This window comes from Paraburkholderia sp. GAS82 (genome assembly GCF_050436285.1).
GTDB classification, from domain to species: Bacteria; Pseudomonadota; Gammaproteobacteria; order Burkholderiales; family Burkholderiaceae; genus Paraburkholderia; species Paraburkholderia phenazinium_B.
Genome location: NZ_JBNDLX010000016.1, coordinates 136,179 through 157,403, shown reverse-complemented (window position 1 = coordinate 157,403; position 21,225 = coordinate 136,179). Strand labels below are relative to the sequence as shown.

Sequence of the window (21,225 nt, the reverse complement as noted above, 5' to 3'; positions counted from 1 at the left end):
TCAGTTCAGTCGTAGAAAGCACGAAGCTGCGAAGGCGCAGCCTCACCAGTCGCTCGACAGACTGCCGGCTCACGCGTTTTTACACGGCCTCGGCCCGCCACGGTCAGGCCGACGCTCACCGCCGGATTCAGGTGACAGCCCGAGATATGGCCGATGGCGTAGGCCATGGTCAGCACCGTGAGGCCGAATGCAAACGCGACACCGACAAAGCCGATGCCCAGCCCATGGACCGGACCGGCGAAGTTGGCGGCGAGGACCGCGCTGCCGCAGCCCCCGAGGACGAGCCAGAATGTGCCGAACAGCTCGGCAGCGAGGCGCTTTGACAACTGCATGATATGGAATCCTAAAAAGTTTGACTTGCTGGAGGCGGTACATGGGTATTCGGGTACCCACCTCCGAGCGCCAAATTCTAGGGAAATATCGGCGAATCGGGTGTCAAGAATTGTCAATGTCGCCGTAGGCAGTTTGGATTATTTACCGATAAAGTCCGAATCGATTTAACAATTCATCGCTCTTTAATAATTATCAGACGATACCTCAATTGTGAGTATTACTGTCCATTGCGAAATTCGGTAATTGCGGCTAGTCTGCGTCACAATGAGTTCTACAAAAAGGGAGTAGGGAAATGTCGCAATATGCAGAACTTAAGGCGCAGATCGCCAGACTGCAGGCTCAGGCGGACGAAGCACGACGCACTGAACTCGGCAATGTAATCGAGGAGATCCGCAGCAAGATTGCCGAGTATGGATTGACTGCCCAGGACCTGGGTTTCGCGGTTGCAGCCCGGCGCGGACGCCCGCCCAAGAAGGCGCCGCTGCCGCCCAAGTATCAGGATCCGAAGTCCGGTAATACGTGGAGCGGACGGGGCAAGCCGCCCAAGTGGATTTCCGGCAAGAATCGCGAACGCTTTCTGATCGAACAGGTTTAGTCGTGGCGGTTAATTGTCACGGCGAAAGCTTCCTGAAGGTTAATGGCATTCGGGAAGCTTAAGCGGCGAAATATGTATCAGATTTGTGCTGGAATTGGGCGGTAAAAAAGCCGCCTTTGAGAGGCGGCTTTTATGAAGATGAGCGGCTAATCGACGCGGTTCCGCTCGCGCAAACGATTCACACGGTGTTTTTCGCGTATTTAGCCGGCATCAGATGCATAGGCCGTTCAGCCTACCGCTACCTGGCGCAACATCGGACGGCGTTCAGCTTCGATAAGCGCCGTATAGCCGTCGAGATAGTTCTGCGCCATTGTCTTCGCGCTGAAGCGGCGTTCGAACTGGGCGCGGATTTCCGTACGCGACAGGTCGCCCAGCCGCTGCAGCGCCGCCACCGCACCTTGCACGTCCTCGACTACGAAGCCGGTTACGCCGTGGTCGATCACTTCCGGCACCGAACCGCGGTTGAAGGCGATCACCGGCGTGCCGCAGGCCATCGATTCGATCATCACGAGACCAAACGGCTCCGACCAGTCGATCGGGAACAGCAGCGCCTTGGCGCCCGACAGAAACTCCGGCTTTTGCGCTTCGTTGATCTCACCGACGAATTCGACGTGCGCCTGCGACAGCAGCGGTTCGATTTCCGTCTTGAAGTATTCCTGGTCGACCTTATCCACCTTGGCGGCGATCTTCAGCGGCAGACCGCTTTGTGCAGCGATCTTGATGGCTGTATCGACGCGCTTCTCCGGACAGATACGGCCGAGGAACGCCAGATATTCGGGCTTCTTGTGCGTCTGCGGCGTGAGCAGATTCTCCGGCAGACCGTGGTAAATGGTGTTGAGCCAGTTGGCCTGCTTGAGCGGCAGACGCTGCGAGTCCGAAATCGACACCACCGGCGCCTGCGAGAACGTGTCAAAAATCGGCTGCAGTTCGGGCAGGTCGAGACGGCCGTGCAGGGTGGTCACGAACGGCGTGTCCATCGTCGAGAACAGCGGGAACGGCAGATAGTCGAGGTGGAAGTGCAGTACGTCGAACTCATGGGCGATGCTGCGCACCCGTTCCATCAGCAGGACGTGCGGCGCCATGGCGTCGCGCACCGTCGGGTCGAGGCGCAGCGCGCGCGGCCAGGCGGCCTCGAGTTTGGCGGAGGTGACCGAATCGCCGCTCGCGAACAGCGTCACGTCGTGACCGAGCTCGACCAGAGCCTCGGTCAGGTACGACACGACGCGCTCAGTGCCGCCATAGAACTTGGGCGGAACGGCTTCGTATAGGGGCGCTATTTGTGCGATTCGCATGCGTACTCTCCTGTGACGGCTGGAGTCGGCCCTTAAGAGCAAACACTCCAGCCCATGCAACATAAGTTGCGGTTCATAACGGCGTTCGCAAAATCTGCCCGGATCGGGCGAAGAGCGAATACCTTTCGGACGGACGGACGCGGTAGGCCGCCGCCCGGTGGCAACCCGGCACTGCATCGGGTTATCCCTTAAGGCCATTATCGGGATCGACCGGCGCAATTCGAGTTATTTTTCAAACGCTTAATGTTGTTACAGCGCGAAACACCGTGCGTAACAGGTGAGACCGGGGTGCAGCATAGCCGGCACGACACCCCTCAGCAAGCACCGTGCCGCGCCTTGTGCCCCGGCCTGAAAGGCGGCGCGATGCGTCGCGAATAGCAAGCGATTGCTGCCGCAGCGTGAAAAAGATCTATAATTTGCTCGCACCTGTCACGGTGCAAAAAACCGCGCGGGGTCGCGCACCGATCGATCCCCAAAAGCTTTCTCCCGCCTTTCATTCCCTCCCCAATAGGCGTTTTGTAGGAAAAATTCCTACAGAATTTATGGAACATTCCGGCAATCAGACGGGGTGTCTGTCCGATTTCAGTCGCAGTTACATTTAGACACAATGCTTGCAAGACCATAAACGAGCCGTTCGTGCGGTGTGCGGTGCGCGCGTTCGAGCAAACGTTTCCGTAACGGCCTGACCAGCCAGATCGACTCGGGGGAATCATGAGCACCACTAGTGACATGCTCAATGAGATACGAGAAGTGAACCTCTCCTATCTCCTGCTCGCTCAGCGTCTGCTGCGTGAGGACAAGCCCATGGGGATGTTCCGCATGGGTATATCGGATCAGTTGGCCGATGTGATTGCCAATCTGTCTCTGGCACAGACCGTCAAGCTGGCTGCATCCAGCCAGGTTCTCTGCCGCTTTCGCTTCGACGATCACGCCGTCCTGTCCGCACTTGCGGACAAGGGCAAGACCAGCAGCGCCGTTGCTCAGGCGCATACCGCGATCTTGATGGCAAGCCAGCCCGTGGAACAGATCGGCTGAGGCCGGCATTCTACGGCGGCAAAACCGACCAGCAACACCAGGACGCGGGAAGCGCAGCGCATGGCCACTAAAAGCGTAGTACTCGAAGTCAGGGAAATTACCCTGGCGATCGAATTGATCGAACTCGGCGCGCGTCTGCAGTTGCTCGAGGCCGAGACCAGCCTGTCACGCGACCGGCTGATCAAGCTTTACAAGGAATTGAAGGGGGTCTCGCCACCCAAGGGCATGTTGCCGTTCTCGACGGACTGGTTCATGACCTGGCAGCCGAACTTTCATTCCTCGCTGTTCTATAACATCTACCGCTTCATGGCGGACCATGGCGGTTGCGAGACGATCCAGTCGATCGTCAAGAGCTACCGGCTGTATCAGGAACACGTCCATCTGCACGACGACGAGCCGGTCCTCAGCCTGACCCGCGCATGGACCCTGGTGCGCTTTTTCGACTCCGGCATGCTGCAGATGACCTCGTGCTGCCGCTGCGGCGGCCAGTTCGTCGCCCATGCGCACGATCCCCAGCACGGATTTGTCTGCGGACTGTGCCAGCCGCCGTCCCGCGCCGGTAAGACAAAGAAAGTTGCCGAAGCGAAAGTACGCGCGAACCAGCTCGCCGAACTGGACGCTGAACTGGAAGTTTGAGGCGCGGGCGGCCAGGCCCGCCCCGCTTGCATCGCAGCCCAGGCGTCCGCCTAGCGCTCGCGTCCCCCGCCTGTGGTTTACACCGGCTCGCCAACTTGCTTTTCCACCAAAGTTTTCCGCCCGGTTGCCGTAAACCAGTCTAACGACGGTCTCCGTCGCTTCCTTGTGAGGGCTCGGCTGTGCTGATTTTCGTGGGAACACTCGTGACGCTGTTGTCCGTTTTCGGCGGTTATGCGCTGGAAGGCGGACACTTGGGCGCGCTGATGCAGCCAGTCGAACTGCTGATGATCGGGGGCGCCGGCGTCGGCGCGTTCGTTCTCGGCAACGGGATGAAAACCATCAAGTCGACGCTGGGCGTGCTTCCGACCCTCTTCAAGGGGTCCAAATACAACAAGGACGTCTATATGGAGCTGATGGCGCTCCTCTACGTCCTGCTGGCGAAAGCGCGCAAGGAAGGCACGCTGACGCTTGAAGCCGATATCGACGATCCGTCGAAGAGCCCGATCTTCACGCAGTATCCGAAGATCCTCGCCGACAAGCACATCATCGAATTCCTGACCGACTACCTGCGTCTGATGGTCGGCGGCAACATGAACGCCTTCGAAATCGAAAGCCTGATGGACGAGGAAATCGAAACCCATCACACCGAAGGCGAAGCCCCGGCGCATGCACTTGCCAAGGTCGGCGACGCCATGCCGGCGTTCGGCATCGTCGCGGCGGTGATGGGCGTGGTGCACACCATGGCCTCCGCCGACAAACCGCCCGCGGTGCTCGGCGAGATGATCGCCCAGGCGCTGGTCGGCACCTTCCTCGGCATTCTGCTTTCGTACGGTCTGATCGGGCCGCTCTCGAGCGTCGCGGAACAGCGCGTCGCCGAGTCGACCAAGATGTTCCAGTGCATCAAGGTGACGATCCTCGCGAGCCTGAATGGCTACGCGCCGGCGATCGCCGTCGAATTCGGCCGCAAGGTGCTCTTCTCGACTGAACGCCCGTCGTTCAGCGAGCTGGAAGAGCACGTGCGCCGCGTGAAAGCCAAGTAACCGCGCGGACCAGGGGCTGACTCGATGAGCAAGGATAAAGACCGCGCAATTGTCGTCAAGCGTTCCGCGCCGAAGAAGGCGGGGCACCACGGCGGCGCCTGGAAACTCGCCTACGCGGACTTCATGACCGCGATGATGGCGTTCTTCCTGCTGATGTGGCTGCTCAGTTCGGCGACCACGGTGCAGTTGCGCGGTATCGCGGACTATTTCAACCAGCCGCTGAAGATCACGCTGTGGGGCGGTGACCGTAGCGCCGAAGATTCGAGCATCCTGAAGGGCGGCGGCCGCGATATTTCGACCGACTCGCAGGGCATCACGCGTCAGAGCGACGGCACGACCGCGCGCGCGCAGCATACCGTCGCGCATAGCGACGACGAAGCGGTGAACCAGGCGCAGGGGCAACTCGAGCGCCAGGAGCAGGCCCGCCTGCACGATCTGCAGGTCAAGCTGATGGCCGCGATCGAAGCCAATCCGGTGCTGCGTCAGTTCAAGCAGCAGATCCGTATCGATTCGACCTTGACGGGGCTGCGCATCGAGATCGTCGACTCGCAGAAGCGGCCGATGTTCGACACCGCCAGCGACGAGGTCCAGCCGTATATGCGCGATATCCTGCGCGCCATCGGCAACACGCTGAACGACGTGCCGAACCGCATCATCGTGCAAGGTCACACAGACGCCGTGCAGTACGCCGGCGGCGAGAAGGGTTACAGCAACTGGGAGTTGTCGGCGGACCGTGCGAACGCTTCGCGCCGCGAGCTGATCGCGGGCGGCATGGACGAAGCGAAGGTGATGCGCGTGATCGGCATGGCGTCGTCGCAGAACCTGAACAAGAGCGATCCGCTCGACCCCGAAAACCGCCGGATCAGCATTCTGGTTCTGAACAAGAAGTCCGAGGACGCCATGATGCACGACGACTCGACCACGACCACCTTGTCGGACGATGCCGCCGGTTCGGGGCAGGCGCCCCTGCTGCAACAGATTGCGCAACCGCCGACGGTTGCACCGAAGGCGCCCACCGTGGCGCCGCATTGAAAGACACGATGACCTGTCCGTGCCGCCGCGCATCCGCGGCACAGTCAGGCGATTCATAGTGAGCGCAGCGAGGATTTAATGATCAGGCACATTCTGGCAATCGACGACTCGGCATCGATGCGGCAGATTCTCTCCGCCACGCTGACGACGGCCGGCTATGAGGTGACGCTCGCCGCGGACGGCGAAGAGGGCCTCGAGAATGCGCTCGCGATGCCGTTTGACCTCGTATTGACGGACCAGCATATGCCGCGCAGAACCGGCCTCGATCTGATCGCCGCGCTGCGCGGCAACCCGGCTTACCAGGCGACGCCGATCCTCGTCCTTACGACGGAATCCGGCGAACCTTTCAAGGAGGCGGCGCGAGCGGCGGGGGCGACCGGCTGGATTGAAAAACCGCTCGACCCGGACATGTTGACCGAGCTGGTCGCGGCGCTTGCCGAGCCTGGCGAGGCCTGAGCCACACAACTTTTTAAACAGCGCCTTTAGACAAGCGGCACGGCTGCCAAAGCCCAGACAGGATCTCTCGCGGTGACCCAGGCATGACACTCGATATTACTCAGTTCTATCAGACGTTCTTCGACGAAGCGGACGAACTGCTCGCGCAGATGGAGCAGTTGCTGCTCAATCTGGACATTGGCCATCCGGATCCGGAAGACCTCGCGGCGATTTTCCGTGCGGCGCACTCGATCAAGGGCGGCGCAGCGACCTTCGGCTTTACGGCACTGACCGAAACGACCCACATCCTCGAATCGCTGCTCGATCGCGCGCGCAACAACGAACTCGTGCTGCGCAAGGACATGATCGACACGTTCCTCGAGACCAAGGACGTGCTGTCCGGCCAGCTCGCAGACTACCGCGCGAGCGCCGAGCCGGACGCGGCGGTGGCGAAAGCGATCTGCGCCAAGCTCGAACATCTCTACGCGGAAAGCATCCGCGGCGAGAGCGAGCCGGCACCGGCCGCTGCGGCAGCACCGGAAGTGGCTGTGTCGGCTCCGGCAGTCGTCGAGGCCGATGACGGGCCGCCGCCGTCGCACGTGGTCGATCAGGCCGTCGACGTGGCGAGCGAGATATCAGGCATTGAACCGGCCCAGACCGGCGCAACAACAACAGCGACAACAGCAACAACCGGGACCGCCGCCGAAGACAGCGGCCCGCATCTGAAAATCACGCTACGGGGTGTAGGTGAGAAGGACCAGGAACTGCTGGCCGAAGAGCTCGGCAACCTGGGGCATATCGTTGGGCAGGTCAAGGCAGGCGGCGATTTCACGCTGTGGCTGCAGACCGATGTCACGTCCGACGACATCATCGCCGTGTGCTGTTTCGTGATCGACGACAGTCAGATCTCGATTGGCCGCGGCACAGCACCGGTGGATGAATCGCAGCAAGGCGAACCTGGAACGCCTGCCGCTGCGGAGCATGCACCGGCGCCTGCACCGGCACCGGCCCCCGCGCCGGTTGCCGCGCCGCAGGCAAGCACAGCAGCGCCGACGCACGGATTGTTCGAAGCGCCGACGCAGGCAGCACCGGCTGCGGCTCCGGCGCCCACGCCGGCGGCGGTCGCACCGGCCCCTGCTCCCGCGCCGGCACCGGCCGCGGCAGCAGCGGGCGCAGGCGAATCCGACCGCAAGAGTGGGCGTCCGGCGGCTGCGGCCGCGGCCGAAGGCAGTTCGATCCGGGTCGGCGTCGAGAAGGTCGACCAGCTGATCAACCTGGTCGGCGAACTGGTGATCACCCAGGCCATGCTGGCCGAGACCACCAGCACCTTCGATCCGGCATTGCACGACCGTCTCTTCAACGGCATGGCGCAACTGGAGCGCAATGCCCGCGATCTGCAGGAAGCGGTGATGTCCATCCGCATGATGCCGATGGATTACGTGTTCAGCCGCTTCCCGCGTCTGGTGCGCGATCTGGCGGCGAAGCTCGGCAAGGAAGTCGAACTCGTCACCTTCGGTCAGGCGACCGAACTCGACAAGAGCCTCATCGAGCGGATCATCGACCCGTTGACCCACCTCGTGCGCAACAGTCTCGATCACGGTATCGAAACGGTGGAAGCACGGCGCGCGGCGGGCAAGGATTCGACCGGCCAGTTGGTGCTGTCGGCCGCGCATCACGGCGGCAACATCGTGATCGAAGTGAGCGACGACGGCGCCGGTCTGCGCCGCGACAAGATTCTCGCCAAGGCTGCCAAGCAGGGCATGCAGGTCAGTGAAAGCATGACTGACGACGAAGTCTGGAACCTGATCTTCCTGCCGGGCTTCTCGACCGCCGAACAGGTGACCGATGTGTCGGGCCGCGGCGTCGGCATGGATGTGGTGAAGCGCAACATCCAGTCGATGGGCGGTCACGTCGAGATCAGCTCGCAGGCAGGCAAGGGCAGCACCACGCGCATCGTGTTGCCGCTTACGCTGGCGATTCTCGACGGCATGTCGGTGAAGGTCGGCAACGAGATTTTCATTCTGCCGCTGAACTTCGTGATGGAGTCGCTGCAGCCGCAGGCAGAAGACATTTACACGGTGGCCGCCGGCGAACGCGTGGTGCGCGTGCGCGGTGAATACCTGCCGCTCGTCGCGCTGCACGAAGTGTTCTCGGTGGAAGACGCCAAGAAGGAGCCGACCCAGGGCATCGTCACGATCATGCAGACCGAAGGACGGCGCTTCGCCATGCTGATCGACGAACTGGTCGGCCAGCAACAGGTGGTCGTGAAGAATCTGGAAACGAATTACCGCAAGGTGCACGGCATTTCCGCCGCGACCATTCTCGGCGACGGCAGTGTCGCGCTGATCGTGGACGTGGCGGCGCTGAACCGCGAGACGCGCAACGCGCACGGCGCAATGAGTCTCGCATAGGCCTCGGGCAACCTCGGGCAACTTTTTACTTAACTTATTTCATCCCAACCGTTTGGGGGCTAACGTGGCAGAAGTCCAATCCATCAATTCGAGCGTCAGCCGCCGCGATGCGCTGCAGGCAGACGCTGGCGGCCAGGAGTTTCTCGTCTTCACGCTCGGCGCCGAAGAGTACGGCATCGACATCCTGAAGGTGCAGGAAATTCGTGGCTATGACAGCGTGACGCGCATCGCGAACGCACCGGACTTCATCAAGGGCGTCATCAATCTGCGCGGCATCATCGTGCCGATCGTCGACATGCGCATCAAGTTTCATCTGGGCCGCGTAGAGTACGACCACCAGACGGTGGTGATCATCCTGAACGTCGCGCATCGCGTGGTCGGAATGGTGGTGGACGGCGTGTCGGACGTGCTGACGTTGCAGGTGGACCAGATCATGCCGGCTCCCGAATTCGGCGCGACGCTGACCACCGAATACCTGACGGGTCTCGGTACGGTCGACGGCCGCATGCTGATCCTGATGGACATCGAAAAGCTCATGACCAGCCGCGAAATGGCTTTGATCGAAACGATCGGCGGATAACCGCGATCGGCATGCATGTGACGGGACATTAGGGAGCATCAAGATGCTAAGCAGGTGGTCGATTCGTACCTCATTGACCGTGGTCGGAATCGTTCTGGTGGCGCTCACGCTCGTAGTCGGCGCGCTCGGCCTGACCGCACTCAGCCGCGCCAGCCAGTCGCTCGACGGCATTGCGCGCGGCGATCTGGTGGCTATTCACGCACTCGACGATGCCTCGTCGTATCTGTTGCGCTCGCGCGTTGCAGTCGACCGGTACAACACGCTCACTGCCGCCGGCAATGCCGACGAAGCGAAAAAGGTACTGGACCGTGGCCAGGAGCTGCTCGGCAAGGGCAATGAGAGCTGGCAGACGTTTCTCGATGCGCCCAAGTCCGGCATCGACCAGGCCTTGCTCGACGACCTGCTGGCGCGCCGCGCAACCGTGATGCACGACGGCGTGGAGCCGGAGTTCGCAGCGCTGCACGCAGGCGACCAGGCCGCCTTTCATGCCATTGCCGATACGAAAATCAGCCCGCTCTTTATCGCCTACGACAACTCCGCCTCGGCGGTTGTGAAGGCACTGCAGCAACGCGCGGCCGATCAGCAGACGGCGGCCCAGTCGAACGTCACGCTGATGACCTCGCTGATCATCGCAGTGGGCGTGTTCGCGCTGGTGCTGGTGGTGGTGATCCGCATCGCGCTGCGCGGCCTGATCGTGCAGCCGCTCATGGACGCCACCGAGTGTTTCGAGCGGATCGCCGCAGGCGACCTGACGCACGCGGTAACGGTGTCCAGCACCAACGAAATCGGACGCCTGTTCCGCGGTATCAAGCAGATGCAGGACAGCCTCTCGACGATGCTCAAAGGCGTGCACGGCAGCACCGAATCGATCGACACCGGTGCGCGCGAAATTGCCATGGGCAATACGGATCTGTCGCAGCGCACCGAGCAGCAGGCCGCTTCGTTGCAGCAGACCGCATCGAGCATGGAGCAACTGACGGGCACCGTGCGGCAGAACGCCGAGAACGCCCGCCAGGCGAGCCAGCTCGCGGTCAACGCGTCGGACATCGCGACGCGTGGCGGCGACGTAGTGGGCCAGGTCGTGCATACGATGCAGGACATCGCCACCAGCTCGAACAAGGTGGTGGACATCATCAGCGTGATCGAAGGGATCGCCTTTCAGACCAACATCCTCGCGCTGAACGCTGCTGTGGAAGCAGCTCGCGCGGGTGAGCAGGGCCGCGGCTTCGCAGTGGTGGCCGGCGAAGTGCGCAACCTCGCGCAGCGCAGCGCCAGCGCCGCCAAGGAAATCAAGGAACTGATCGGCGACTCGGTCGACAAGGTGCAAAGCGGCTCGGCCCTGGTGGGCCGCGCAGGCTCGACGATGGAAGAGATCGTCCAGGCCGTGCGTCGCGTGACTGACATCATGGGCGAGATCAGCGCGGCGTCGGAAGAGCAGTCGACCGGCATCGAACAGGTCAACCGCGCCGTGGTGCAGATGGACGAAGTCACGCAACAGAACGCAGCGCTCGTCGAACAGGCGGCCGCAGCGGCGGCGTCGCTCGAAGAGCAGACGCGGCAATTGCGCAGCGTGGTGGGCGGCTGGCGCGTGGAAGGCGGGCAACGCGCCGCCGGCGCTGCTTCGGCACGCAGCAAAGCCGCGCCGCGCGCGGCAGCTCAACCTGTGGCAGCCGCGCCGAAGGCGGCCGCAGCGTCAGGCCATGCGCCGGCAGCGGCAGCCAGACACGACGCCAAGCACGATACAAAGCACGACGCGAAGCAGGACATCAAGCACGACGCACCGCGCGCGAGCGCACCGGCACGTACCGAACCCGCGCTGCGGCCGAAGACCTCGGCCAGCGCCGCGACGCCCGCAGCACGGCCGGCCGCAACAGGCGCATCCGCGGCAGGCCCGGATGCAGATTGGGAAACGTTCTAAGGGAAGATGGTTAGTTATGCAGGCTTTCGGCTCCTCGCCGCAGTACGGGCGATTCATTGAAGCACGCTCGCAAGGCGTGGTTCGAGCCGTCGGTCAGGAAACATTCGCGGGCAGGCGCGACCCCGCGATGCACATCACTCGCCCCGCAGGGAATTCCCCTGAGGCCGCGAGCGACGCTTCGTATCGCAGGCAGGAACTTTGATAATGGTAACGCGCGCACAGCTTCGTCCCGACAAGGTCGAACCGGCAAAAGCCGCTGACCCGGGACGTGATTTCGAATTCACCTCGGCGGATTTCGCTCGCATTCGCGAACTGATCCACCGCGGCGCCGGCATTTCGCTGTCGGACCATAAGCGCGACATGGCGTATAGCCGGCTCGCGCGTCGTTTGCGTGCGCGCGGTCTCGACAGCTTCCGCGAATACCTCGATCTGCTCGAGTCGGAGAACGATCCGGCCGAGTGGGAGGCGTTCACCAATGCGTTGACCACCAACCTGACCGCGTTCTTTCGCGAGGCGCACCATTTCCCGATCCTCGCTGAATTCGTTGCACGCCGTCAGGCACCCGTGTCGGTGTGGTGCTCGGCGGCTTCGACCGGTGAAGAGCCGTATTCGATCGCGATGACGCTGATCGAAGCGCTCGGCGACAGCGCCGCGCGCCAGGCCACGGTGCTCGCCACCGACATCGACACCCAGGTGCTCGCCAAGGGTGAAGCAGGCATGTACCAGTTCGATCAGGTCAAGCACCTCTCGCAGGAACGGCTCAAGCGTTTCTTCCTGAAGGGCACCGGTGCGCACGCGGGCATGGTGAAAGTGCGCCCGGAAGTGCGCGCGATGATCCGTTTCCAGCAGCTGAACCTGACCGACCGCGACTACGGTTTGCGCTCGCAGTTCGATGCGATCTTCTGCCGCAACGTGATGATCTACTTCGACAAGCCGACCCAGTCGCAGGTGCTGTCGCGCTTCGAGCCGCTCATGAAGGGCGGTGGCCTGCTGTTCGCCGGTCACTCGGAGAACTTCACTTACGTGACCCAGGCGTTCCGCCTGCGTGGCCAGACTGTTTACGAACTGACCCGCGACGGCGGCGCAGCGCGCGCCGGTCAACGCGGCCAGACCCAACCGGCTCACTCGTCGACTAGCGGGGTGACTGTATGAGTAGCGCCCTGCCGATCGCCACCAATCTGTACTTCGACAATCACTTCCAGCGCCCCGGCGTGAAGTTGTTGCCGAACGAGTTCTATACGACCCACGACGACATGGTGCTTGTTACGGTGCTCGGCTCGTGCGTGGCCGCCTGCATCCGCGACCACACGGCAGGCATCGGCGGCATGAATCACTTCATGCTGCCGGACGACGGCGCTGACGTCGGCCAGGCTGCCTCGGATTCGATGCGTTACGGCGCCTATGCGATGGAAGTGCTCATCAACGAGCTCATCAAGGCGGGCGGCCGGCGCGAACGTTTCGAGGCCAAGGTATTCGGCGGCGCCGCGGTGCTCGCCGGCATGACGACGATGAACATCGGCGATCGCAATTCGGAATTCGTGCGCCGCTATCTGGCGCTCGAAAAAATCCGCATCACCGCCGAGGATCTGCAAGGCGGCCATCCGCGCAAGGTCGCCTTCATGCCGCGCACCGGCCAGGTGATGGTGAAAAAACTGCGCCTGCAGCAGGAAGCCGGGGTGGCCGAGCGCGAACAGGCGCTCGCCCGGCAGACCTCCGAGCAGCGCGCCGAGCGTCTCGCAAAGGCCCGCGAACGCGTCGAGCTGTTTGCCGCGCCGGCTGGCGGCCGGCCAAAAATCGAGCTGTTTGGTGCAAGGGCCGCTGCTGGTTCAGGGACGGGCGCCCCGGCTGCGAAGCCGCGCATCGAGCTATTTGGCGCGAGCCCGCGTCCGAATAATTCAAACAACGCCAGAACTGCCGAGGAGGCGTGAGAGCTGTGCAAAAGATCAAGGTATTGTGCGTCGACGATTCGGCGCTGATCCGTAGCCTGATGACCGAAATCATCAATGGCCAGCCGGACATGACCGTCGTCGCAACCGCGCCCGACCCGCTGGTCGCGCGCGAACTCATCAAGCAGCACAACCCGGACGTGTTGACGCTCGACGTTGAAATGCCGCGCATGGACGGTCTCGACTTCCTCGAGAAGCTGATGCGTCTGCGGCCGATGCCAGTGGTGATGGTGTCGTCGCTGACCGAGCGCGGTAACGAAATCACGCTGCGCGCGCTGGAACTGGGCGCGGTCGATTTCGTGACCAAGCCGAAGGTCGGGATCCGCGACGGCATGCTCGACTACTCGGAGAAGCTCGCCGACAAGGTCCGCGCCGCTGCGCGCGCCCGCGTGCGCCAGGCTGCCCCGGTGCATCACGCCGGCACGGCGGCCGGCCACGCGGCGGGTGCCCAGGCTGCGACGCCGGCGCCGAACTTCAACAACCCGCTGCTGAGTACGGAAAAGCTGATCATCGTCGGCGCCTCGACGGGCGGCACCGAAGCGATCCGCGAAGTGCTCGTGCCGCTGCCGCCAGACGCCCCCGCGGTGCTGATCGCACAGCATATGCCGCCAGGGTTTACAAAATCTTTTGCTCAACGCCTTAATGGCTTGTGCAGAATTACCGTTAAAGAGGCAGAGCACGGCGAACGTGTGCTGCCGGGACACGCGTATATTGCCCCCGGTCACGCTCACCTGTTGCTAGCACGTAGCGGCGCGAACTATATTGCACACCTCTCCGACGACCCGCCGGTAAACCGGCACCGTCCGTCTGTCGACGTGTTGTTCCGCTCCGCTGCGCAGCACGCCGGCAAGAATGCGGTGGGCGTGATTCTCACGGGAATGGGCCGCGACGGTGCGGCTGGACTGCTGGAGATGAAAAAAGCAGGCGCGTATACGCTTGCGCAGGACGAAGCGAGTTGCATTGTGTTCGGCATGCCGCGCGAGGCGATCGCACTCGGCGCTGCCGACGAAATCACCTCGCTGCCCGAGATGAGCCGGCGCGTCATGGCGCGTCTTTCGTCGACGGGTGAACGCGTCCAGCGGGTATGATGCGCGCCGGGTCAGAACGCAGGCGTCTTGCATGGGACCTGAGTCAGCGCTGAAACGCGGACTCCAGTCGACACACTCGCTGCACCATCTGGGATTAGGGAAAGGGAATTGAAATGGATAAGGGAATGAAGATTCTGGTCGTAGATGACTTTCCGACGATGCGCCGGATTGTCCGCAATCTGTTGAAGGAGCTGGGCTATTCGAACGTCGACGAGGCGGAAGATGGCCAGGCGGGTCTCGCGCGTCTGCGTAGCGGCAAGTACGACTTCGTGATCTCCGACTGGAACATGCCGAACCTCGACGGTCTGGCCATGCTCAAGGAAATCCGCGCGGATGCCAGCCTCACGCATTTGCCGGTGCTGATGGTGACGGCCGAGTCGAAGAAGGAAAACATCATCGCGGCGGCGCAGGCCGGCGCGAGCGGTTATGTGGTGAAGCCGTTCACAGCGGTAACCCTCGACGAGAAGCTCAACAAGATTCTCGAGAAGATGGCGAAAGCCGGGAGCTGACGTGAACCAGCCGACCAACGCGGCAGCCGTCGAAGCGCAAGACGGCGGCGACCTTGCAAGCGATCGCATCCTTGCCCGCATCGGGCAACTGACGCGCACACTGCGCGACTCGATGCGCGAGCTCGGCATCGACAAGCACGTCGAGCGCGCCGCCGAAGCGGTGCCCGACGCGCGCGACCGTCTGAAGTACATTGCCAACATGACCGAGCAGGCAGCCGAAAAGGTGCTGAGCTCGATCGAGGTCGCCAAGCCGTTGCAGGAGCAGTTGCAGCAGGACGCAGCGGTGCTCGACGCGCGTTGGGAGCAATGGTATGCGGCGCCGATCGAACGCGAGGAAGTGCGCGCGTTGATGAACGACACGCGGACCTTTCTGCGTGGCGTGCCCGAGGTGACGACGGCCACCAACCAGCAGCTGCTCGAGATCATGCTGGCGCAGGACTTCCAGGATCTGACCGGCCAGGTCATCAAGAAGATCACCGAGGTCGTGTATCTGATCGAGCAGCAACTGCTCGGCGTGCTGATCGAGAACATCGCGCTCGAACGGCGCGAGCAGTTCGCGGCAACGGCAGCGGCGCTGGCGGCCGAACCCTCGTCGACCGGCAGCCCGGAGAACCTGCTGAACGGGCCGCAGATCAACCCGGAAGGCAAGGCCGACGTGATGCAGGATCAAGGCGAAGTCGACGATCTGCTGGCGAGCCTTGGCTTCTGACACGGCTTTCGAACAGCTTTCCACATCTGAACCGCGCCGGCTCCCGGCGGTCGAACATGGCACGCGCCCCGCTCCACAGCGTTCGGCGCCGCCGTGTACCGTCCCGCACTCCGGGCGCAGGTTTCTTGCCGGCTAGCCATCGCGCATAGCGGATACCCCGGCCAGGCACCCTGGAGGAAACCTTCCTGCGGAGCAGTGGCCCGGTACCGTATGATCTTGGATAAATGCGAGCGCACGTGCGATGCACGGGCCGTATCGCAGTTGACCGGGAGGAGTGTGGCTATGCTGAGTCGTGTACGCCGCGCCGTCGTCATGACAGCGCTCGGATTGTCCTGCGTGGTGCCCGCCGTTCAGTCCGCTCACGCGGCGCTGGGCGGGAGTCCGATGACGCCGCCCGCCGGCGCGTCCGTCAGTTCCCAGACCGTTTCCCCTGTCGCCGTTCTACACGCCGCATCCGGCGCCGCCTCCGCAGCCAGCAGCAGTTCTTCATACACCGTACGTCAGACGACCTACGGCAGCGGCACAGTCGTGCGCGAGTATCTCGCCGCGGACGGCACCGTCTTCGGCCTCGGCTGGAACGGGCCGCAAATGCCTGATCTGAACAATCTGCTCGGTACTTATTTCCCGCAATACCTGGCCGGTGTCGAGGCCGTGCGCGCGGTGCGCGGCGGCCACGGTCCGGTCGCGGTCGAGCAGAGCGGCCTGGTGGTCCATTCCGGTGGCCATATGGGCGCATTCTCGGGTGATGCATGGCTGCCGCAGGCGCTGCCTGCCGGCGTCAGCGGTTCCGACATCCACTGACAGTGACGGACGGGAGACGAGACATGCAATTTGCAGCAAAGCTCAGAGGGTGGGCGCAGGTCGCGGTGACGGTCGCGTTGGTGTCGCTGGTTGCCGCGTGTGGCGGAGGCGGTGGCAGCAACAACAGTTCCAGTTCGTCGAGTGCGAATAACGGCTCGTTGCCGGCCAGCCCGACCGCACAGCCGGTTGCGGCGACTGCGGCGAACACCGCCGCGATCACGGTGAGCACGGGCGTGGCGAACGTCATCAACATTCCGACGGTGAGCGTCACGGTTTGCGTGCCCGGGACGAGTACCTGCCAGACCATTCCAAATGTGCAGGTGGATACCGGTTCGTATGGGCTGCGGATCGCCAGCGGCGTGTTGAGCGTTGCGCTGCCTGACGCTGCTATCCCCAGCGGTGCGTCCGGCACGCTGGCTGAATGCACGAATTTCGCGGATGGCTTTTCCTGGGGCTCGGTGCGCACGGCAACCGTACAGATTGCGGGCGAGACCGCTACGAGCATTCCGGTCCAGGTATTGGGTGACTTGAGTAACGCTGTGCCGTCGGGCTGTGCGATCGGCTCTGAGGAGAACACCCCTGCGGCGCTTGGCGCCAATGGCATTCTCGGCATTGGCAATGCACCGTACGACTGCGGCGCGACTTGCGCGAGTTCGACGACGTTTGCGCAGTTCAGCAACTATTACTCGTGTCCGACTTCGGGCTCGAGCTGCACGACCGCTCAGGTGCCGACGGGCGACCAGGTGGCGAACCCGGTCGCACACTTCGCCACCGACAACAACGGCGTGATTGTCGAGATGGCGCCTGTTTCGAACAACGGAGCCGGATCAGCCACCGGTACGCTGGTGTTCGGCATCGGCACGCAGTCGAACAACGCGCTCGCGGCGGCGAAGACCTTCACGACCGATGCCTTCGGTGACCTTAACAACAGCACGTTCAACGGCAGCACGTTGTCGGCCTTCTTCGATTCCGGCTCGAACGCTTACTTCTTCACCGACAGCACCCTGGCGCTGTGCGGCAGCAATTTCAGCGGCTTCTATTGCCCTTCGACGGCGCAGACGCGTACGGTCACCGTGGTTGGCCTGAACGGCGTCTCCGCTGCGGCTAACGTCGGGATCCTGAGCGCGTCGACGTTGTTCAGCAACGGCAACAACTACGCCTTCAACGATCTCGCTGGCCAGATCGGCACCTCGGGCAGCTTCGACATCGGCCTGCCGTTCTTCTACGGCCGTTATATGTACTTCGGCATCGACCAGACCGCGAGCGGCGGCCAGGCACCTTACGTCGGCTACTGATCCAGGGTCCACGGCGCCCCGTTCCGCCCGTTCCACGCCTCCCGGCCCCGGAACGGGCGGCCCGCGGCGGCAGCGCCCCCCGGCTCCTCGCCCGGCCCCTCCCCCTCCCGCCCGTAGCGGCCCCCCGCGCCGCTCCATCTCCCGAAATACCCCCGTTTCCCCGTCCTTATCCGCCGATCATGGCTTGAGTTCTGCAGGAATAATCGCTCTCACTGGAATTGGGCATGGTGCCTCGACCGTCTGGAGAGCTGCGTGGCAGGGGAAAGCGACCTCGAAAAAACAGAAGACGCCACCCCCCGGCGCCTGGAGAAGGCACGGGAGGAAGGGCAGATCGTTCGTTCGCGGGAACTGGTCTCGTTTGCCTTGCTGTCGGCCGGTTTCTATGGCGTCTGGGCATTGTCGGGGAGCATCGGCGATCATCTCGGATCGATGCTGCGCGGCGCGCTCATGTTCAACCACGACAGCGTCTTCGAAACCCGGCGCATGCTGATCGGCGCAAGTGTCGACGGCATGCAGGCGCTCCGTGCACTGGTGCCGATCCTCGCCCTGACCGGCGGCGCCGCGCTGCTCTCGCCGCTCGCGCTGGGCGGCTGGCACGTCTCCTCAGGGGCGCTCCAACCCAAATTCAGCCGGCTCGATCCGATGGCCGGCCTTGGCCGGATCTTTTCCATCAACGGGCCGATCCAGCTCGGCATGTCGCTCGCCAAGACCATCGTCGTGGGCGGGGTCGGGGGCGTCTCGGTCTGGAACCGCCGCGAGGAGATCCTCGCGCTCGCGACCCAGCCGCTCACCGTGGCGCTCGCCAATGCGGCTCACCTGATCGCCGTGTGCTGCGGCATGACGGTCGCCGGCATGTTCCTCGTGGCAGCGCTCGATGTCCCGTATCAGATCTGGAATTACCACAAGAAACTCCGGATGACGAAGGAAGAAGTGAAGCGCGAACACCGCGAAAACGAAGGCGATCCGCAACTCAAGGCCCGCATCCGGGCGCAGCAGCGCGCAGCCGCGCGGCGCCGGATGATGTCCAAGATACCGACGGCTGACGTGGTGGTAACCAACCCGACGCACTTCGCGGTCGCGCTGCAGTACAGCGACGGCGAGATGCGCGCGCCGCGCGTCGTCGCCAAAGGGGTGAACCTCGTCGCCGCGCGGATTCGCCAGCTTGCTGTGGAGAACAACGTGCCGCTGCTCGAAGCCCCGCCACTGGCGCGGGCGCTGTATCACAACGTCGACCTCGACCGCGAAATTCCGGGCCAGTTGTATGGCGCGGTCGCGGAAGTGCTCGCATGGGTCTATCAATTGCGCCGCTTCAAGACCGAAGGCGGCGTGGTGCCGGTTGCCCCGACCGAACTCGAAGTTCCCGCCGATCTGGACCAGGGTCCGGTATCCGACGAAGAGGCGGATCGGGAAGCCGCCGAAGCGCTTAACGAAGACGACAAGGCATCTGGAGCCTCCGCATGAACGCACGCGCCGGTTTCCTGTCCCGACGGCCGGACTCGCTGAGCAACACCAACCTGCGGGCACTCGCAGGCCCGGTGCTGATCTGCATGATCCTCGGCATGATGATCCTGCCGTTGCCGCCGTTCCTGCTGGATCTGCTGTTCACCTTCAACATCGCGCTGTCCGTGATGGTGTTGCTGGTGAGCATGTACACGATGAAGCCGCTCGACTTCGCCGCATTCCCGAGCGTGCTGCTGTTCTCGACGCTGCTGCGCCTCTCGCTGAACGTGGCCTCCACCCGGGTCGTGCTGCTCGAAGGCCACACCGGCCCGGCTGCCGCTGGACAGGTGATCGAGTCGTTCGGCCAGTTCCTCGTCGGCGGCAACTTCGCGGTCGGGATCGTGGTGTTCATCATCCTGATGGTGATCAACTTCATGGTGATCACCAAGGGTGCGGGCCGGATCGCCGAAGTGTCCGCGCGCTTCACACTCGATGCGATGCCCGGCAAGCAGATGGCGATCGACGCCGACCTGAACGCCGGCATCATCAACGAAGACGCGGCGCGCCGCCGCCGCCTCGAAGTCGCACAGGAAGCCGAGTTTTACGGCTCGATGGACGGCGCCAGCAAGTTCGTGCGCGGCGATGCGATTGCCGGCCTGCTGATCATGGTGATCAACATCATCGGCGGGCTGATCGTCGGCGTGGTCCAGCACAACATGGACTTCGCCGCCGCCGCCAAGAACTACACGCTGCTGACCATCGGTGACGGCCTCGTCGCGCAGATCCCGTCGCTGGTGATCTCGACCGCCGCCGGCGTGATCGTGTCGCGCGTGGCCACGAACGAGGACATCGGCACGCAGCTGACCGGGCAGTTGTTCACGAACCCGCGCGTGCTGATCATCACGGGCTGCATTCTGGTGCTGATGGGCTTGATCCCGGGCATGCCGCACTTCGCCTTCCTGCTGCTGGGCGGTGGTTTGATCCAGCTTGGCCGGATGATGAAGAAGCGCGCGACGGAAGCGAAGAGCACCGCGGCCCTCGCCACCGTGGCGCCGGCAGCGCTCACGCCGACCGAAAACACCGAAGCAAGCTGGGACGACGTGACGATGATCGACACGCTCGGTCTCGAAGTCGGCTACCGGTTGATTCCGCTCGTCGACAAGAATTCGGATGGCGAACTGCTCAAGCGGATCAAGAGCATCCGCAAGAAGTTCGCGCAGGAAATCGGCTTCCTGCCGCCGGTGATCCACATCCGCGACAACCTGGAACTGCGCCCCAATGGTTACCGGATTGCGCTGAAGGGCGTCGAGGTCGGCGTCGGCGAGGCCTATCCGGGCCAGTGGCTGGCCATCAATCCGGGGCAGGTGAGCGCGGCGCTGCCGGGCACGCCGACTCAGGATCCGGCGTTCGGCCTGCCGGCCATCTGGATCGACACCAATCTGCGCGAGCAGGCCCAGGTGTACGGCTATACCGTGGTGGATTCGAGCACCGTGGTCGCGACGCACCTGAATCACCTGGTGGTCACGCACGCCTCCGAGCTGCTCGGCCGCCGCGAAATCCAGGCGCTGATCGAGCGCATGCAGAAGGACACGCCGTCGCTGGTCGACGATCTGATTCCGAAGGCGCTTTCGCTCACCACGCTGCAGAAGGTGCTGCAGAACCTGCTGGAAGAAGGTGTGCCGATCCGCGACATGCGCACGATCCTCGAAGCGCTGTCCGAGCACACGCCCAAGGTCACCGACGCGCACGAGCTGACGGCAGCCGTGCGTCTGGCGCTGGGCCGCGCGATCACGCAACAGTGGTTCCCCGGCACCGGCGACATGCAGGTGATGGGCCTCGATTCGAACCTCGAACGGGTGCTCTCGCAGGCGCTTTCGACTGGGGCAAACCCTGGTCTCGAACCGGGTCTCGCGCACACGCTGATGACCGAGACGCAACAGGCCATGACGCGCCAGCAGAACCTCGGGCTCGCGCCGGTGCTGCTGGTGCAGCACGCGTTGCGGCCGATGCTGGCGCGCTTCCTGCGCCGCAACCTGCCGCAGCTGAAGGTGCTGTCGTATGCGGAGGTGCCCGACACCCGCAACGTCAAGGTGGTGAATCTGATAGGCGGGAAAGGCTAACCCGCTCACG

Annotated in this window: 19 protein-coding genes and 1 pseudogene; 18 read left to right on the top strand and 2 right to left on the bottom strand. The window is 63.3% G+C overall.

Annotation, left to right across the window (positions count from 1 at the left end; all coding sequences use genetic code 11):
- Nucleotides 1-89 precede the first annotated feature (89 nt).
- Nucleotides 90-332, bottom strand: a pseudogene (locus P3T17_RS35810) (aquaporin); the annotation flags it as partial.
- Between the two features lie 293 nt (nt 333-625).
- Here P3T17_RS35810 and P3T17_RS35805 point away from each other — a divergent pair.
- On the top strand, nt 626-928 hold the full coding sequence (locus P3T17_RS35805; RefSeq protein WP_429411652.1) for an H-NS histone family protein: 303 nt from the start codon (nt 626-628) through the stop codon (nt 926-928).
- A 227-nt stretch (nt 929-1,155) separates the two neighbouring features.
- Here P3T17_RS35805 and P3T17_RS35800 read toward each other — a convergent pair whose 3' ends face one another.
- On the bottom strand, nt 1,156-2,220 hold the full coding sequence (locus P3T17_RS35800; protein ID WP_074262883.1) for a glycosyltransferase family 4 protein: 1,065 nt from the start codon (nt 2,218-2,220) through the stop codon (nt 1,156-1,158).
- Between the two features lie 711 nt (nt 2,221-2,931).
- Between P3T17_RS35800 and flhD the strand changes: the two genes are divergently transcribed.
- From flhD to flhA, 17 genes are all read left to right on the top strand, one after another.
- A complete protein-coding gene (gene flhD / locus P3T17_RS35795) occupies nt 2,932-3,255 on the top strand; it encodes a flagellar transcriptional regulator FlhD (protein WP_074262882.1) in 324 nt (107 codons plus the stop codon).
- A 60-nt stretch (nt 3,256-3,315) separates the two neighbouring features.
- Complete coding sequence (gene flhC / locus P3T17_RS35790) at nt 3,316-3,891, top strand: flagellar transcriptional regulator FlhC (RefSeq protein WP_074262881.1); 576 nt, start codon at nt 3,316-3,318, stop codon at nt 3,889-3,891.
- A gap of 179 nt (nt 3,892-4,070) precedes the next feature.
- Nucleotides 4,071-4,931, top strand: coding sequence for a flagellar motor stator protein MotA (motA, locus tag P3T17_RS35785; protein ID WP_074262880.1), 861 nt, complete (start codon nt 4,071-4,073; stop codon nt 4,929-4,931).
- 24 nt (nt 4,932-4,955) lie between these two features.
- Nucleotides 4,956-5,963 carry a flagellar motor protein MotB gene (motB, locus tag P3T17_RS35780; protein ID WP_429287755.1) on the top strand — a complete coding sequence of 336 codons (1,008 nt, stop codon included), beginning with the start codon at nt 4,956-4,958 and terminating at the stop codon, nt 5,961-5,963.
- A gap of 78 nt (nt 5,964-6,041) precedes the next feature.
- Complete coding sequence (locus P3T17_RS35775) at nt 6,042-6,419, top strand: response regulator (protein WP_429411650.1); 378 nt, start codon at nt 6,042-6,044, stop codon at nt 6,417-6,419.
- Nucleotides 6,420-6,502: 83 nt separating this feature from the next.
- Nucleotides 6,503-8,809, top strand: a complete 2,307-nt coding sequence (gene cheA / locus P3T17_RS35770) for a chemotaxis protein CheA (RefSeq protein ID WP_429411648.1) — start codon at nt 6,503-6,505, stop codon at nt 8,807-8,809.
- Between the two features lie 64 nt (nt 8,810-8,873).
- On the top strand, nt 8,874-9,389 hold the full coding sequence (cheW, locus tag P3T17_RS35765) for a chemotaxis protein CheW (protein WP_074262876.1): 516 nt from the start codon (nt 8,874-8,876) through the stop codon (nt 9,387-9,389).
- 43 nt (nt 9,390-9,432) lie between these two features.
- Nucleotides 9,433-11,307, top strand: a complete 1,875-nt coding sequence (locus tag P3T17_RS35760) for a methyl-accepting chemotaxis protein (RefSeq protein WP_429411646.1) — start codon at nt 9,433-9,435, stop codon at nt 11,305-11,307.
- 201 nt (nt 11,308-11,508) lie between these two features.
- Nucleotides 11,509-12,459 (top strand): CheR family methyltransferase, encoded by a 951-nt coding sequence (locus P3T17_RS35755; RefSeq protein WP_429411656.1) that lies wholly within the window; start codon nt 11,509-11,511, stop codon nt 12,457-12,459.
- Nucleotides 12,456-13,235 (top strand): chemoreceptor glutamine deamidase CheD, encoded by a 780-nt coding sequence (gene cheD / locus P3T17_RS35750; protein WP_074262874.1) that lies wholly within the window; start codon nt 12,456-12,458, stop codon nt 13,233-13,235. The genes P3T17_RS35755 and cheD overlap by 4 nt, the downstream gene beginning before the upstream one ends.
- Before the next feature lie 5 nt (nt 13,236-13,240).
- A complete protein-coding gene (locus P3T17_RS35745) occupies nt 13,241-14,341 on the top strand; it encodes a protein-glutamate methylesterase/protein-glutamine glutaminase (RefSeq protein ID WP_429411654.1) in 1,101 nt (366 codons plus the stop codon).
- A gap of 113 nt (nt 14,342-14,454) precedes the next feature.
- Complete coding sequence (cheY, locus tag P3T17_RS35740; RefSeq protein WP_074262872.1) at nt 14,455-14,850, top strand: chemotaxis response regulator CheY; 396 nt, start codon at nt 14,455-14,457, stop codon at nt 14,848-14,850.
- Nucleotide 14,851: 1 nt separating this feature from the next.
- Nucleotides 14,852-15,559, top strand: coding sequence for a protein phosphatase CheZ (cheZ, locus tag P3T17_RS35735; RefSeq protein ID WP_074262871.1), 708 nt, complete (start codon nt 14,852-14,854; stop codon nt 15,557-15,559).
- A gap of 282 nt (nt 15,560-15,841) precedes the next feature.
- The gene (locus P3T17_RS35730; RefSeq protein ID WP_074262870.1) at nt 15,842-16,360 is read left to right on the top strand and encodes a DUF2844 domain-containing protein; all 519 of its coding nucleotides are present in this window, start codon (nt 15,842-15,844) and stop codon (nt 16,358-16,360) included.
- A gap of 23 nt (nt 16,361-16,383) precedes the next feature.
- Nucleotides 16,384-17,655 carry a DUF3443 domain-containing protein gene (locus P3T17_RS35725; RefSeq protein ID WP_429411644.1) on the top strand — a complete coding sequence of 424 codons (1,272 nt, stop codon included), beginning with the start codon at nt 16,384-16,386 and terminating at the stop codon, nt 17,653-17,655.
- Nucleotides 17,656-17,907: 252 nt separating this feature from the next.
- Nucleotides 17,908-19,116, top strand: coding sequence for a flagellar biosynthesis protein FlhB (gene flhB / locus P3T17_RS35720; RefSeq protein ID WP_429287760.1), 1,209 nt, complete (start codon nt 17,908-17,910; stop codon nt 19,114-19,116).
- Nucleotides 19,113-21,215 carry a flagellar biosynthesis protein FlhA gene (gene flhA, locus P3T17_RS35715; RefSeq protein WP_429411642.1) on the top strand — a complete coding sequence of 701 codons (2,103 nt, stop codon included), beginning with the start codon at nt 19,113-19,115 and terminating at the stop codon, nt 21,213-21,215. The genes flhB and flhA overlap by 4 nt, the downstream gene beginning before the upstream one ends.
- Nucleotides 21,216-21,225 lie beyond the last annotated feature (10 nt).

Excerpts from the sequence above, each read along its gene's own strand:
- P3T17_RS35760 (WP_429411646.1), top strand. The coding sequence starts at position 9,433 with ATGCTAAGCAGGTGGTCGATTCGTACCTCATTGACCGTGGTCGGAATC.
- flhA (WP_429411642.1), top strand. The coding sequence starts at position 19,113 with ATGAACGCACGCGCCGGTTTCCTGTCCCGACGGCCGGACTCGCTGAGC.
- cheD (WP_074262874.1), top strand. The coding sequence starts at position 12,456 with ATGAGTAGCGCCCTGCCGATCGCCACCAATCTGTACTTCGACAATCAC.
- motB (WP_429287755.1), top strand. The coding sequence starts at position 4,956 with ATGAGCAAGGATAAAGACCGCGCAATTGTCGTCAAGCGTTCCGCGCCG.
- flhC (WP_074262881.1), top strand. The coding sequence starts at position 3,316 with ATGGCCACTAAAAGCGTAGTACTCGAAGTCAGGGAAATTACCCTGGCG.
- P3T17_RS35730 (WP_074262870.1), top strand. The coding sequence starts at position 15,842 with ATGCTGAGTCGTGTACGCCGCGCCGTCGTCATGACAGCGCTCGGATTG.
- cheA (WP_429411648.1), top strand. The coding sequence starts at position 6,503 with ATGACACTCGATATTACTCAGTTCTATCAGACGTTCTTCGACGAAGCG.
- P3T17_RS35800 (WP_074262883.1), bottom strand. The coding sequence starts at position 2,220 with ATGCGAATCGCACAAATAGCGCCCCTATACGAAGCCGTTCCGCCCAAG.
- P3T17_RS35805 (WP_429411652.1), top strand. The coding sequence starts at position 626 with ATGTCGCAATATGCAGAACTTAAGGCGCAGATCGCCAGACTGCAGGCT.
- flhD (WP_074262882.1), top strand. The coding sequence starts at position 2,932 with ATGAGCACCACTAGTGACATGCTCAATGAGATACGAGAAGTGAACCTC.
- P3T17_RS35725 (WP_429411644.1), top strand. The coding sequence starts at position 16,384 with ATGCAATTTGCAGCAAAGCTCAGAGGGTGGGCGCAGGTCGCGGTGACG.
- cheY (WP_074262872.1), top strand. The coding sequence starts at position 14,455 with ATGGATAAGGGAATGAAGATTCTGGTCGTAGATGACTTTCCGACGATG.
- P3T17_RS35775 (WP_429411650.1), top strand. The coding sequence starts at position 6,042 with ATGATCAGGCACATTCTGGCAATCGACGACTCGGCATCGATGCGGCAG.